This is a genomic window from Bacteroides sp. 1001136B_160425_E2, from assembly GCF_015559655.1.
GTDB lineage: Bacteria > Bacteroidota > Bacteroidia > Bacteroidales > Bacteroidaceae > Bacteroides > Bacteroides luhongzhouii.
Genome location: NZ_JADMQH010000011.1, coordinates 153,159 through 168,244 on the forward strand (window position 1 = coordinate 153,159; position 15,086 = coordinate 168,244).

12 protein-coding genes and 1 tRNA gene are annotated in these 15,086 nt (G+C 39.5%); 11 read left to right on the forward strand and 2 right to left on the reverse strand.

Features of this window, described 5'->3' with window-relative positions:
* Window positions 1-18 precede the first annotated feature (18 nt).
* Both I2I04_RS12830 and uxuA read left to right on the forward strand, forming a co-directional pair.
* On the forward strand, window positions 19-831 hold the full coding sequence (locus I2I04_RS12830; RefSeq protein WP_008025615.1) for an SDR family oxidoreductase: 813 nt from the start codon (window positions 19-21) through the stop codon (window positions 829-831).
* Window positions 832-893: 62 nt separating this feature from the next.
* Window positions 894-2,063 carry a mannonate dehydratase gene (uxuA, locus tag I2I04_RS12835; protein ID WP_143259585.1) on the forward strand — a complete coding sequence of 390 codons (1,170 nt, stop codon included), beginning with the start codon at window positions 894-896 and terminating at the stop codon, window positions 2,061-2,063.
* Between the two features lie 73 nt (window positions 2,064-2,136).
* Here the strand turns inward: uxuA and I2I04_RS12840 are convergent, their stop codons facing one another.
* The gene (locus I2I04_RS12840) at window positions 2,137-2,733 is read right to left on the reverse strand and encodes a 3'-5' exonuclease (protein WP_143259587.1); all 597 of its coding nucleotides are present in this window, start codon (window positions 2,731-2,733) and stop codon (window positions 2,137-2,139) included.
* Window positions 2,734-2,849: 116 nt separating this feature from the next.
* On the opposite strand from I2I04_RS12840, the gene I2I04_RS12845 reads away from it, so the two are divergent.
* Genes I2I04_RS12845 through I2I04_RS12855 form a run of 3 tightly spaced genes read left to right on the forward strand, consistent with a single transcriptional unit; the run spans window position 2,850 to window position 7,262 of the window.
* Window positions 2,850-5,279: a sensor histidine kinase gene (locus I2I04_RS12845; protein WP_195655178.1), complete on the forward strand. Its 2,430-nt coding sequence runs from the start codon at window positions 2,850-2,852 to the stop codon at window positions 5,277-5,279.
* A gap of 41 nt (window positions 5,280-5,320) precedes the next feature.
* Window positions 5,321-6,799, forward strand: a complete 1,479-nt coding sequence (gene nrfA / locus I2I04_RS12850) for an ammonia-forming cytochrome c nitrite reductase (RefSeq protein WP_195655179.1) — start codon at window positions 5,321-5,323, stop codon at window positions 6,797-6,799.
* Between the two features lie 46 nt (window positions 6,800-6,845).
* Window positions 6,846-7,262, forward strand: a complete 417-nt coding sequence (locus tag I2I04_RS12855; RefSeq protein WP_195655180.1) for a pyridoxamine 5'-phosphate oxidase family protein — start codon at window positions 6,846-6,848, stop codon at window positions 7,260-7,262.
* A gap of 135 nt (window positions 7,263-7,397) precedes the next feature.
* On the opposite strand, the gene I2I04_RS12860 is transcribed toward I2I04_RS12855, so the two are convergent.
* Window positions 7,398-7,673 carry a putative quinol monooxygenase gene (locus I2I04_RS12860; RefSeq protein WP_004313343.1) on the reverse strand — a complete coding sequence of 92 codons (276 nt, stop codon included), beginning with the start codon at window positions 7,671-7,673 and terminating at the stop codon, window positions 7,398-7,400.
* A 267-nt stretch (window positions 7,674-7,940) separates the two neighbouring features.
* Between I2I04_RS12860 and I2I04_RS12865 the strand changes: the two genes are divergently transcribed.
* The 6 genes from I2I04_RS12865 to I2I04_RS23525 all read left to right on the forward strand — a co-directional run bounded on the left by I2I04_RS12865 (window position 7,941) and on the right by I2I04_RS23525 (window position 15,009).
* The gene (locus I2I04_RS12865) at window positions 7,941-8,642 is read left to right on the forward strand and encodes an SIMPL domain-containing protein (RefSeq protein ID WP_195655181.1); all 702 of its coding nucleotides are present in this window, start codon (window positions 7,941-7,943) and stop codon (window positions 8,640-8,642) included.
* A gap of 432 nt (window positions 8,643-9,074) precedes the next feature.
* Window positions 9,075-9,193: transfer RNA gene (locus tag I2I04_RS12870), tRNA-OTHER, on the forward strand.
* A 214-nt stretch (window positions 9,194-9,407) separates the two neighbouring features.
* Window positions 9,408-11,654, forward strand: coding sequence for a hypothetical protein (locus tag I2I04_RS12875; protein WP_195655182.1), 2,247 nt, complete (start codon window positions 9,408-9,410; stop codon window positions 11,652-11,654).
* Between the two features lie 270 nt (window positions 11,655-11,924).
* Window positions 11,925-12,542, forward strand: a complete 618-nt coding sequence (locus tag I2I04_RS12880) for a DNA-binding protein (protein ID WP_143259598.1) — start codon at window positions 11,925-11,927, stop codon at window positions 12,540-12,542.
* A gap of 77 nt (window positions 12,543-12,619) precedes the next feature.
* Window positions 12,620-14,332, forward strand: a complete 1,713-nt coding sequence (locus I2I04_RS12885; protein ID WP_004313315.1) for an ATP-binding protein — start codon at window positions 12,620-12,622, stop codon at window positions 14,330-14,332.
* A 362-nt stretch (window positions 14,333-14,694) separates the two neighbouring features.
* Complete coding sequence (locus tag I2I04_RS23525) at window positions 14,695-15,009, forward strand: hypothetical protein (RefSeq protein ID WP_143259614.1); 315 nt, start codon at window positions 14,695-14,697, stop codon at window positions 15,007-15,009.
* The last annotated feature ends 77 nt before the right edge of the window (window positions 15,010-15,086 follow it).

Below are 15,086 nucleotides of genomic sequence, written 5' to 3' on the forward strand. Positions count from 1 at the left end.
TATAAATTTGTAAGAACCATGAATGAATTATTTAACGTAAAAGGTAAAGTAGTTGTTATCACCGGCGGAGCTGGGATTTTAGGTAAAGGTATTGCTGCGTATCTCGCAAAGGAAGGTGCAAAAGTGGTTGTGCTTGACAGAAGTGAAGAAGCAGGAAAAGCATTGGTAGACAGTATCAAAGCAGAAGGAAATGAAGCTATGTTCCTTTACACTGATGTGATGGATAAGGAAGTGCTCGAAGGCAACAAAGTGGAAATCATGAAAGCTTATGGCCGTATTGATGTTTTGTTGAACGCTGCCGGAGGTAACATGGCAGGTGCAACTATTGCTCCGGATAAAACGTTCTTCGATTTACAGATTGACGCATTTAAGAAAGTAGTAGATTTGAACCTTTTCGGTACAGTGTTGCCTACAATGGTATTTGCTGAAATTATGGTAGAACAGAAGAAAGGTTCTATTGTAAACTTCTGCTCTGAATCAGCTCTTCGTCCATTGACTCGTGTCGTTGGTTATGGTGCAGCTAAAGCAGCTATTGCTAACTTTACTAAATACATGGCTGGCGAACTGGCATTGAAATTCGGTAATGGCTTGCGCGTAAATGCAATTGCTCCAGGCTTCTTCTTGACCGAACAAAACCGTACATTATTGACTAATCCGGATGGCTCTCTGACTGACCGTTCAAAAACAATTCTCGCTCATACTCCATTCAACCGTTTCGGTGAGCCGGAAGATCTTTATGGAACAATCCATTATTTGATTAGCGATGCTTCTAACTTCGTAACAGGTACAGTAGCTGTAATCGATGGTGGATTTGATGCATTCTCAATCTAATATTGGGAAGATATCATTCTGTCTTTAATCATAATTAGTAACTTGTAATTAGTAAGAACAATATGTATTTATGTGAACAAACTTGGCGCTGGTATGGTCCTAACGACCCTGTTAGCTTGTGGGATATTAAGCAGGCAGGCGCTACCGGTATAGTAAATGCTCTTCATCACATTCCGAATGGTGAAGTGTGGACAGTAGAAGAGATCATGAAACGTAAGCAAATGATTGAAGAAGTAGGTCTGACATGGTCTGTGGTAGAAAGTGTACCTGTACACGAACATATCAAGACACAGACTGGTGATTTCATGAAATACATTGAGAACTATAAGGAAAGTATCCGCAATCTGGCGAAGTGTGGTGTAATGGTGGTTACTTATAACTTCATGCCTGTATTGGACTGGACACGTACTGACCTTGCTTATACAATGCCTGATGGTTCTAAAGCCCTTCGTTTTGAAAAGGCGGCTTTTGTAGCTTTCGACCTTTTCATCCTGAAACGTCCGAATGCAGAAAAAGATTACACTCCTGAAGAAATAGCTAAGGCAAAAGCTCGTTTCGAACAAATGAGTGAAGATGATAAGAAACTGTTGGTTCGCAATATGATTGCCGGACTTCCAGGCTCGGAAGAAAGTTTCACAGTAGAACAGTTCCAGCAGGCATTAGACCGTTATAACGATATCGATGCTGAAAGGCTACGTTCCAACTTGATTTTCTTCTTAAAAGAAATAGCTCCTGTCGCTGATGAAGTAGGCGTGAAGCTGGTGATTCACCCGGACGATCCTCCTTACAGCATTTTAGGTTTACCACGTATTTTGAGTACGGAAGAAGATTTCAGAAAACTGATTGAAGCCGTGCCTAACGAATCCAATGGACTTTGCTTATGTACAGGTTCTTTCGGAGTACGTGCCGACAATGACCTTGCGGGCATGATGGAACGTTTCGGCGATCGTGTAAATTTTGTTCACCTGCGCAGCACACAACGTGACGAAGAAGGAAACTTCTATGAAGCGAATCATCTGGAAGGAAATGTAGATATGTACAATGTGATGAAGAGCCTGATTCTTCTGCAACAACGTCGTAAATGTTCTATCGCTATGCGTCCTGACCATGGTCATCAGATGATTGATGATTTGAAGAAGAAGACAAATCCGGGATATTCTTGTCTGGGGCGTCTTCGCGGATTAGCGGAACTTCGTGGCTTGGAGATGGGTATTGCCAAATCTATTCTTTAGTAGAAGTTATAATTAGCATTTTATTATAAAAACACTATGGCTATTATTGATCGTGATAATAGTTGTAGTGTTTTTATTTGTTCTTTTTCGCCGCTTGGGGGATAAATGAAGCGAATAAGTCTCCAACATGCGTATCTTTATCGGCTTTTTTTGCTTTCTTCAGTTTTTTCGGTTCGGGGATAATAAGTAAAGCTATTTGTGCACAAGCTTCTGCGTCAGCAAGTGCGTGGTGGTGATTCTCTAAATTATATCCACACCGTTCTGCTACCGTATGTAACTGATGATTGGGCAGATCTTTTCCGAAAACTTTTCTGGAAGTACGGCAGGTACAATAAAATTTGTAATTAGGATAAGTCATATCATACAATTCGTGAACCGCCCGAAGACAACCTTCATCAAAAGGACTATTGTGGGCAACAAGTGGCAATCCATCTATCAACGGTTTGATTTCAGCCCATACATCGGGAAAATCTTCAGCTTCCATCGTATCGTCATAAGTTAATCCGTGAATAGCCGTTGTCCATTGCGTATAATAATTAGGCGCAGGACGAATCAGACGATAGATTTTATTCACGATCTGACCGTCTTTTACAATGACAACACCTACACTACAAACACTTGTACGTTTACCATTGGCCGTTTCAAAGTCGATGGCTGCAAAGTTCTTCATTTATTTCATTGTTTTGAGATACAAAGATAGCATAAAAAAAGGTCAGGTAAAATATAGAAATAGGATTGATAACCAGGAAATTTATTGATTTTAATTAAAATGGATGTTTTTAATGGATGTTTTTAGTGAAATACCTTTCATGCTGTGATATTTATACTATTTTTGCCAAACATAAACAAAAAAGCATGAACAAAACCTACTTCAAATATAAATACGTTTTAATATTCATCCTTTCATTGCTTGTTTTTATAGGTGGACTAAATTACAAACACTGGTATGTTACTGACAGTTTGATGGTAAAGCACATTTCCCTAATTTATTCCATATCTAAAAATGACATTGGCAACAAAAATATAGAAAAGTTGTTGTATCAGGAGTTTCAGAAACAAGGAATAGAGGTAGCATTTGATAAGTTTTATCTTGATTGTAGCAAATTTGATGAGGAAGAGGAGATAGAACATGTAAGGGAATATCTTGAATTTCTTGAAAGTAAATCGACTGACCTTATTCTGACCATTGGTGACCAGGCAACTAATTCTTTATTATCTACTCGTCACAGGCTGTTATCTTCTATTCCGGTAGTAGCTTGTAATGTGCATTTTCCCAATGAAGAACTGATAGAAGAATACGATTTGCAGAAAGTTTATGTATTGCGTGATAGTCCTGATATGAAACGTAATATTGACTTTATAAAAATATTGTATCCCCATAACGATATGGAGATTATTTATAATATAGACCTGACTATTCTTGGACATAAATCTTTCGATAGACTTTCCCGGGTGGTTGACAGGAAGAATGTGAGAGTTTTGAGTTATCAAAAAGCATTTGTACAAGAATGTGATTATAAGCATTTAACGGAGATGATTGAATATTTTAATCTGACTCCCGGCTTGATAAATGATAGTACTAAAAGGAATGGCCTGACAATAAGTCTCTGTCCCTTTCGCTATATAAAAGGATCTTCTTTGCTGGTAATGTTGAAACAATCAAAGAGAAGACAACAAAATCAAGCGTTCTTACTGGATAAATTAGATATGCTGGCAATTCCGATAGTAACAGCCTTAAATATTCCTTCCTTTAGTTGTATTCGTGAAGGTTTTGGTGAAAATGCTAAGATTGTCGGTGGTTATATGGCTACAGAAGGTATTACCACAAAGGCTGCCTCTAGTCTTGCTGCACGCTTATTAAAGAAAGAAAAAATAGGAATGCCTAAAATAAGAGATTTGGAAAAAGAGTATGTACTAGACTGGACGTATTTTTCTGAATATGCGGGTGATATTAGTAATGTTCCGCAAGATGTTCGCATTATCAACTATCCGTTTTACGATCGTTATCGAAAAGAACTTTATTTGTTGGGTGGGCTATTTGTTTTCTCTTTTGTTTTGGTTACCATTAGTCTGTTACGTACGCATCGTCGTTCGTTGATGGAGCGTAAGAATCTTCAAATGTTGGAAGAAGCGCACAAACGGTTGACTCTTTCTATGAACGGCGGGAAAATTTCACTTTGGAATATTCAGGAAGGTGTTTTTGAATTTGATGATAATTATGTACGGTTGGTTGGCATGGAGCAACGGAGGTTTACAAAAGAGGATATAATGAGATATACCCATCCTGATGATGTACAATTGCTTAGTTCGTTCTACGAAACATTATATCAATCTCCCAGTATGCAAATACAACGAATACGTTTTTGCTTTGGAGGACAAGGGGCCGATTTTCAATGGTATGAGCTTCGGTGCAGTACCTTAAAAGATGCTCAGGGAGAGATTATGTTGGCAGGTATTATGCAGAATATTCAGAACTTGGTAGAGCATGAACAACAGTTGATTCTAGCGAAACAGATAGCAGAAAAAGCAGAGTTGAAACAGTCATTTCTGAATAACATGAGTCATGAAATCCGTACACCGCTCAATGCTATTGTAGGTTTCACAAATTTATTGATAGGTGAGGGGGCTGATGAAATAGAACCGGAGGAAAAAGCTGCCATGATTGAAATAGTCAATAATAATAATGAATTGCTTTTAAAACTGGTGAATGATGTATTAGAAATATCTCGTTTAGATTCAGGCAACTTATCCTTTGATATAAAGGAACATAACGTTACGAAAATAATAAAGGAGATTTATGTCACTTACCAAGCACTGATTCAGCCTTCATTATGTTTTATCCTTGAACTTGATGAAACAGTTTCCTTGCCGGTTAATATCGACTGCTTCCGTTTTATTCAAGTCATTTCTAATTTCCTGAATAATGCAAATAAGTTTACCAAAGAAGGAACTATTACTTTGGGGTGCAAAATATATAAAGAACATCAGGAAGTTTGCGTTTACGTAAAAGATACTGGCAAAGGGATTGACGATAAGGAACTTATGATGATTTTTGATCGCTTTTACAAGGCTGATGAATTTGAGCAGGGGAGTGGTTTGGGACTTTCCATTTGTAAAGTGATTATTGAACGACTGGCTGGACGTATAGAAGTGCATTCAGAAGTAGGAAAAGGAAGTTGTTTCTCCGTTATTTTGTCTTTGGCAAATATAATTTAGTACAATAAACAGAAGGTATTTTAAAAGAAAAAAAGCAAATAATGAAAGATAAGCTCAAACCCTGGCAGAGATGGGTACTATTCGCTCTTGCAATGGCTGTTATTTTTGCATCGGGAGTAATCATTTCATTCCTGATGGAACACAGAACAGAGGTTGTAAATGTGGCCTATGAGAAAAAGAGAAAGATAAACGGAATAGAAGCACGTAGCTTTATTTTTGCAGAAAACTATCCACGTGAATATAAGACGTGGGTGGATACGACATCGACCGATTTACACGGCAGCTTAAATGGAAGAACCTCTATTGATGTTTTAGCGCAACGTCCGGAAATGGTCATATTATGGGCTGGCTATGCTTTTTCTAAAGATTATTCAACACCGCGCGGGCATATGTACGCTTTACAGGATATTGTTCATTCACTTCGTACTGGTGCGCCTATGGATGCTGCTGACGGTCCTCAATTTGCAAGTTGCTGGATGTGTAAAAGTTCTGATGTTCCCCGTATGATAGAAGTTATTGGGGTAGATTCCTTTTATAATAATAAGTGGGCTGCCTGGGGAGCCGAAATTGTAAACCCTATAGGATGTGCCGATTGCCATGAACCTAAAAATATGGATTTACATATCAGCCGTCCGTCGCTCACTGAAGCTTTTAGTCGTCAAGGTAGAGATATCACTCATGCCACTCCACAGGAAATGCGTTCATTGGTCTGTGCGCAGTGTCATTCGGAGTATTATTTCAAGGGGAACATAAAATATCCTACTTTTCCTTGGGATAAGGGTTTCACTGTTGAAGATTTAGAAAAGTATTATGATGAAATCGGATTTACTGATTATATTCATCAATTGAGTCGTGCTCCTATACTAAAGGCTCAACATCCTGATTATGAAATTTTTCAGATGGGCATACACGCCCAGCGTGGTGTGTCGTGCGCTGACTGTCATATGCCTTACAATGATGAAGGAGGGATAAAATATAGCGATCACCATATTCAGAATCCGTTAGCAGTGACTGAACGTACTTGTCAGACTTGCCATCGTGATAATAAAGAGACACTCTGTAAGAATGTATACGAACGTCAGCAAAAGGCAAATGAGTTGCGTACACTTTTAGAAAAAGAGTTGGCAAAAGCACATATTGAAGCGAAGTTTACTTGGGATATAGGAGCTACAGAAAATGAAATGCAAGAGGCCTTGATGTTGATTCGTCAGGCACAATGGAGGTGGGATTTCGGCGTATCTTCTCATGGTGGTTCTTTTCATGCCCCGCAGGAAACAATGCGTATTTTGGGGCATGGCTTAAATAAAGTATTTCAAGCTCGTATGCTTATCGGTAAAGTACTTGTAGCGCATGGATATACAGATAATGTACCGCTTCCGGATATTACAACGAAAGAAAAAGCACAGCAATATATCGGTTTGGATATGGCTGTTGAAAAGGCGGACAAAGATAAATTTCTCAAAGAAATTGTCCCTGAATGGCTTCAAAAGGCTAAGGCAAACGGGCGTATTGTGAATTAGATTTTATTTTCACTATATTTGTCCGCAATATAAATCCAATAAGATTATGTCAACAAAAACAATGAAAGAGAAAGCAACCGAGTTGTTGCAGAGATGTGAAGTGGTAGTGCTTGCTTCTGTAAATAAAGAGGGGTATCCCCGTCCTGTGCCGATGAGCAAGATTGCAACAGAGGGGATTTCTACTATTTGGATGTCTACCGGAGCGGATTCATTAAAGACCATTGACTTTCTGTCGAATCCGAAAGCCGGATTATGCTTTCAGGATAAGGGAGACAGTGTAGCATTGACGGGAACGGTGGAAGTGGTAACCGACGAGAAGATGAAACGGGAACTTTGGCAGGACTGGTTTATCGAACATTTCCCTGGAGGTCCTACCGATCCGGGCTATGTGCTGCTGAAATTTGAATCGAATCACGCAACTTATTGGATTGAAGGGACATTTATTCATAAGAAGCTGGACTAATCACTTCATACGGTCATATTCTCGTGAGATCTGGAAATAAAAAGAGAGAGACATTCTTTTCTTTCGAAGAAGAATGTCTCTCTCTCTTTTTTGATGATAGTTGGATAGATAGTATATCTATTCTCCGTGTTTCATTTAGAATTCGAACTTCTCCAGTTTCATTTCGGCTAATTCTTGAATGATACCTACGTACTTGCTGAAATGAGAAGATTTCTCATGAGCAGCCAATACTTCAGCATTCTGCCATGTTTCACAAATCATGAAAACGTCGTGACGGGTACTGCTTTCGAAAGTATCATAAGCAATGCATCCTTCTTCCTTCAAGGAACAAGCAGTCAGTTCTTTAGCTGCCTCAATCGCTTTCTCGCGGTTTGTCTCGCTTACGCGGACGAAAACATTTAATCTAATCATAGTCTTTATTATTAAATGATTAAAAATAGCTTTATCACATCTTTGTGAATAAATCGCAGGCAAAGATACTATTTTTGTGCTTTTTCGGATACCTTGTTCCTTAAATTTCACCAAAGCGTCATATAATCATAAAAAACGATTATATTTGCCCTTCGAAAAAGCTAGATTGATATTTGGGGATAAGATCGATTTTACAGTTTTTTTTAATAGCTTTGTGATATAATCATTCGGATGCTGTAAATGAGGTTGTACTATAAAATCAAAGATATGAAAAAGGTATTTTTATTAGCTTTTGTTTTGTTTGCATGGAGTATGGTTGTCAATGCTCAAGAAAGTGATGGGAAATATATTGAAGTGACCGGTTCTTCGGAGATTGAAGTCGTTCCGGATGAAATACATTTTCTGATTCAGATTAAGGAGTATTGGCAGGAAGAGTATACAGGTAAATCCAATAAAGAAGAAGATTTTCGGACGAAAGTGCCATTGGCTATGATTGAAAAGGATTTGCGTCGGAGTTTGCGCAAAATCGGAATAGCGGATGATGCTATCCGTACACAGGAAATAGGGGATTATTGGCGCCAAAGAGGAAAGGAATTTCTGATAGGTAAGCAATTGGATATCCGGTTGACCGATTTTGAGCAGATCAATTCTATTATTCGTTCTGTTAATACATGGGGAATTGAGTCCATGCGCATCGGAGAATTGAAGCATCAGGATTTGCCAATGTATCGGAAGCAAGGTAAGATTGAAGCGTTGAAAGCTGCCCGTGAAAAAGCATCCTACTTGGTGGAAGCGATGGGGCAGGAATTGGGTGAAGTCATTCGTATCATCGAACCTGCCGATAACAACATAAGCCGTTATCTTCCTTTTCAGGCACAGAGCAATGTTAGTATGGGCACAGCTGCTACCGAACAGTATCGTGTCATCAAGTTGAGATATGAAATGACTGCCCGTTTTGCCATTAAATAGAATATGCCTATCTTTACGGCATGACTAAAAATAATAAATCGGATTTAGTTTGATAAACAATCTGTGTTTCTGACACAGGTTGTTTTTTCGTTTGCTCTCGGATGATTCCATTCGAGGGTGTTTTCTATGTTTTTATAAATTATATCTATAATAGGCTTTGCCTAAATCCCTTTGATGGCTGTGCTACCTATATGACTAATGCGTTCGACATAGGGAAGTTTCTCTTTCTTCACAAAACAAGTCCTGTTCATTCATTTTTTACTGTTTTTTTCTTCAAAAGAGCAAAAAAGTTTGAGCTACGCAAAAAGGCTGCGTATTGCTGCTTCTATCTTTGTCGAGGAAACAAGGAAACAGGTCAAGTACGGGTTACTTCAACACACTCTTTTAGGTAGAACATTACCAGTACGATTATCCGTTTTCCTGTTTCGCAAAGGGGCAGTAGCTCAGTGGGTAGAGCATCATCTTTAATCTTGAGATCATCTTGATAAAAAGGTCAATTAAGATTTACTTCTATCCCGTGACGGTCGTCGGTTCGACTCCGGCCTGCTCCACAAAAAACAAATATAGAGGTAGGACGGTAGCTTCGGGATTATCTGAAATGAGGTCAACCGGGGCTTACTTCTTAATGGTGGATATTGCTGGTTCGAATCCGGCCTGTTCTACCTCTTTTTTATAAACTAAGGTCAAGGAAGACTTACTTCAACACTGCAGGAATGCACCATTGATTCACAGTCTTCCGATTACCTTACTTAAAAAACACAACGTATGAAAAAAGATTTGTTGAAAGTATCTATCAGGCAACATGCAATTTATTTGCCAGTGATAGAAGGAACAGAAAAGCGTGAGGCATTGACTTCAACTACTGTAACATTGGTTGCTCAACTTCGAAAAGTGGGATATAGCTTATCCGAAGAGTTGTTGCATGCTGTCAATCAGTTGTATCCGGCAAAACAGGTGGAGATTCTCCAGGTGATGAAAGAAGTATTGGGTGTGTCACTCAACTGGGCTCCATTGGTGAAAGGTTGGGATACACCTACCGGAGAAACACGTTTGGATCATTGGATTACATGGCTTGCTAACATGTTCAATAGTAAGAAAGGTGTGAAACTATCTTGCGGACACGTGATTCCTGATAATACATTCCCCTTGGAACGATACAACGGTTGTCCGTTCTGCGGAACTCCGTTTGAAACGGCATCTACAGAATATTTCGGACAAGCCAGTAAATTGAAAGTGTTGGAACTTTGGCAGGAAAAAGAGCTGAATGTTTTCTTTGGTGACTTGCTGGAATCACGTACGGCTCTTGATGCAACACAAGCGGACAGCTTGAAAATCTTGCTGGCTGAACTTCCGTTGCCGGCAGTCGGAATCAAGATGAAAGAAACTCTGATGCTGGTGATCGACACACTGGTAGAGCAGGATAGGGCACAGGAAGCGCAGATTTATTTCTCTGCTCCGAATGATATATTGCGTTATTTGTGGTATAAGAAAACCGGATTCTTGCAAATCATAGAGCCTAAGACCCTCATTCGTAAAGCGGGTAGAAACAATGCACATCTGTGCAATGCTTTGGATAAAAGCCGTTCGGCTGCCCAGGCAAAGCGGGAAGAATTAAAATTGAAATATACCCGTTGCGAGTGTAAAATGGTGGCTCTTTGGTTGAACAATTTGGCGATGACACCGGAGAAGTCTTGTGAAATGATGCATCCGAAAAGGGAAATGTGGGTACGTATGATACGTGCATTGCGTTTGGCGGAATATGCTCGTAAACCGGGATTCGAAAATTTGAAAGAGTTGATGGACGTATTCTACTGTCAGGCATATACAGTTTGGCAGGGAGAAGTGGAACGTAGCCGTTTGAAAGCAGACGCGGCACAGACATTCGCTTTGTTGAAGCAACGCCCGGGTATGTTTGCACGTTCCCTGTTTGCCAATATGCTTTGGTTCGGTCCGGAAGAAACGTTGGCGGCATTTAAAGAAGTCGTTCATTTGTTGCCGGCTCGTTTGGTGGTCACTTTGGGTATGTATGCGGAGAGTTACTTTGAGCAAGGACATAAGAGAATGGTGAAACCTTTAGGTGGTAATGCGCTTTTGATAGAGCCTCACTATTTGGTGAGTCTTTATATGGAAGACCAGCTTAAAGAGATGGTGAAAGAGGTACAGGATTTGTGTAAAGAGGTTGTTGCTGCCCGTTTTGCTAATGCGGGTGCCGGGAGTGGAAGCGCAAGTATGTATATTGATCCTATGTTGTTTCATATTCCATTGTCTATCGGCGACCGTAGCGAAACGGTTCAGGATACTTCCTGTGCATTGCAGGGTACACGTTTCCCGGTGGAAGGAGATAAGGTTCGATTGTTTATGCAATGGGGAAAAGGACTTCCGGCACAGCATTTGGATATGGACTTGAGCTGTCATATCACTATGCCCTCAACGACAGAAGTATGTTCCTACTTCAATTTGAAAGCTATTGGTGCTAAACATAGCGGAGATATCCGAAGCATCCCCGACAAGAAAGGTACTGCCGAGTATATCGAATTGGATTTGAATGAGTTGAACCGTGTAGGTGCGCAATATGTTGCTTTCACCTGCAATGCGTATAGCAATGGGGCTATCTCTCCTAATCTGGTGGTAGGTTGGATGAACTCCGCTTACCCGATGAAAATATCGGAGAGAAACGGAGTGGCTTATGACCCTTCTTGTGTTCAGCATCAGGTACGAGTTTCTCAAAGTGTGCAGAAAGGACTTGTTTTCGGAGTCCTGAAAGTGAAGGAACGGGAAGTTGTATGGTTGGAAATACCTTTCGGCGGACAGACCATTCTTTCTTTGGATACACAGACTATTGAAAAGTATCTGGATAAACTGGAAGCCAAAACCACTGTGGGCGAACTGTTGGCAATCAAAGCACAAGCACAGGGTTTGAAGTTGGCTGATACACCGGAAGCCGATGAAGTATATACCCGTGAATGGGCTTTGAATACTGCTGCTGTGACTAAGTTGCTGTTGGGTGATTAATTTCTAGCGGTTAGCTAAATCTTTTCTTCCTAATATTTATAAGTTGTATTGCGATAAAGTATATCTTTGCATGCAATAAACTAATCGTCTGACTATAGTTGCTTTTTCGTCTAACTATAGTCAGACGAAAGAGTAACTATAGTCAGATGTAAGTTACACTATAGTCAGACGAATAAATATGTGCTAGCCAAGAACTAATGATTGGTATAAGAGAGATTAAATATCAGGCAAGAAAACAGTAAATGATAACTCAATAAAATATAGCTGCTTATGAGTGCGTATTATGATTTGTATGAGACACCGGACGTTCAGAATACCGGCGAGAAGCAACCCCTTCATGCACGGATAGTTCCGAGCGGGACTTATTCCCAAAAAGAGTTTATAGAACGTGTGTCACGTTATCAACATTTTCCCCAGAATATGGTTGACGGGGTGTTGGGGGCTGTAATAGATGAACTTGGTAGTCTCTTGGCGCGTGGCTATATTGTGGAGCTTGGAGAGCTGGGACATCTTAGTGTCTCTTTGAAATGCACTCAGAAGGTAATGACTAAAAAAGAAATCCGTTCCGAATCTATCTGTTTTGACAATGTACACCTGCGTACTTCCAAAAATTTTAAATTGAAGGTAAGACGGGAAATGAGACTTGAACGTGTGCCCAAATCGGGACGGACTGTCAGTAAAGCGGAGATACCTGTCGAACAACGTCTTCAAATGTTACAGGAGTTTCTGAAGAAGAACGGAGGAATCACCCGCATAGAATACAGCAGACTGACAGGAGTAGCCCGGCTGAAAGCTGTTGATGATTTGAATACTTTTATTCAGGAGGGAAAACTGCGTAAGAGAGGGGCGGGAAGGAATGTGTTTTATGTATGGAAACAGGAAGAATAATATTATAATAAGTAATTGTCCTTCTTTTTGCTAACAATTTTGTACCTTTGTTTGTCTATAGAGAAAATAGTATGATTATGGCAAGAATAACTATTCCTTATGCAGTAGCGGATTTCATAGATTTGCGTGAACGTGGTTTTTATTATGTTGATAAGACTGATTATATTCCTAAATTAGAGGATTATAATGCTCCTGTATTTCTCCGTCCCCGCCGTTTTGGAAAAAGTTTGTTGGTTTCTACTTTGGCTTGCTATTATGACCGTACAAAAGCGCATCGGTTTGAAGAACTGTTTGGGGGAACCTGGATAGGTAACCATCCGACAAAAGAGCATAACAGTTATATGATTATTCGCTACGATTTTTCGAAAATGGTAATGGCGGATACTATTGAAGGATTGGCTCAAAACTTTAATGATTTGAACTGTGGCCCGGTAGATGTGATGGTAGAGCATAACAGAGATTTGTTCGGTGATTTTCAGTTTACTACTCGGGGAGACGCTTCCAAAATGTTGGAAGAAGTTCTTAATTATGCTCGTTCTCATGAATTTCCAAAAGTTTATCTATTGATTGATGAATATGATAACTTCACTAATCAGTTGCTTACAGCATACAACGATCCGCTTTATGAGGAAGTGACGACGAATGACAGTTTTTTGCGTACTTTCTTTAAAGTGATAAAAGCCGGAATAGGTGAGGGGAGTATCCGTACCTGTTTCTGTACAGGTGTATTACCTGTTACGATGGATGATTTGACCAGTGGATATAATATAGCAGAGATATTGACTCTTGAACCTAATTTTCTGAATATGCTCGGGTTTACATACGAAGAGACAGAAACATATCTGCGTTATGTACTTGATAAATACTCCACAGGACAAGAACGTTTCGATGAAATTTGGCAACTAATCGTAAGCAACTATGATGGTTATCGTTTCCGTCCCAATGGTGATCGGTTGTTCAATGCTACTATCCTGACTTATTTCTTCAAGAAGTTTGCGGCCAATGCTGGTAGTATTCCCGACGAACTGGTAGATGAAAATCTACGTACCGATATTAATTGGATTCGTCGACTTACCCTTTCACTGGATAATGCGAAAGCGATGTTGGATGCATTGATTATTGATGATGAGTTGCCTTATAATGTAGCCGATCTTGCCAGTAAATTTAATAAGAAAAAGTTCTTTGATAAAGAGTTTTATCCCATTAGCTTGTTCTATTTGGGAATGACGACATTGAAAGATAAATTTGTAACAACATTACCTAATATGACGATGCGTAGTGTGTACATGGACTACTATAATCAGTTGAACAAGATAGAAGGTAATGCGCAGCGTTATGTGCCGGTGTATCGGTATTATGATTCCAACCGAAGTCTGGAACCTCTGGTACAAAACTATTTTGAGCAATATTTGGGACAATTCCCTGCACAGGTATTTGATAAAATCAATGAGAACTTCATCCGATGTTCATTCTATGAGCTTGTTTCGCGTTACCTAAGTAGCTGTTATACATTTGCTATTGAACAGAACAACTCCGTAGGACGTTCGGATTTTGAAATGACAGGTATTCCCGGTACGGATTATTATACAGATGACCGTGTCGTAGAATTCAAATATTATCGTGCAAAAGAAGCAGAAAAGATGCTTGCACTTACCGAACCCCTTCCCGAACATGTGGAGCAGGTGAAAAGATATGGTGAAGATACGAAGAGAAAGTTTCCATATTATAATGTACGTACGTATGTAGTATACATTTGCGCCAATAAAGGATGGAAATGTTGGGAAGTGTAAGATGGTAAAGTTTGTGATATTACACTAACTGTTTATGAAAAATGAGAGTCATATTATCTCTCGAATGATTTCCGGAGATATAAATGCTTTTAAACTCCTCTTTGATTGTTACTATCCTCAAGTGCGTTTTTTCACATTGGGGATAGTGAAGGATTCTTTTTAATGATGAATTCTTAGAAATGGAACCAAACAGTCCTATGGTCGAGTTAAAGCCGGGAGAGGCTTATGAATATGAGGAGATTTGGACGTTAAAGGAGTTGAATCCCATTGTTGATAACACATATTAAGCCTGATAATTTGTCCGTTCACTTTCATACACTTATATTTGCTTCCGCTATCCTATTATAATCAATTAGGTGAGAATGTATCATAAGAGAAAAGCAAGAGTATACATAGCGTGGATGTTATTCATGACATTCATTCCTTTCTTTGCGGTGAAGACCTTTCACTATCATGGAAGCGGGGATGAAACGTCATGTTCTCATGCCGAACATTCCCGGAATCATGCAGATGATTGTGCGATATGTAAGTACTCCCTTTCCCTTTTTACTGAACCTCAACCTATAGAATTTCATAGTATACTGACGCTCATTCCTTATGAGCTGATTGTTACCCAGGATAAGGTCGTTTGCAAACGGACTTATTCGCATCAACTGCGTGCACCCCCTGTCGCATAATTACATACTCAAATTTACAAAGAAGACAGATTCACTGTAACCTGTCCTCACACTCATTTTACACATTAAATAAAGAT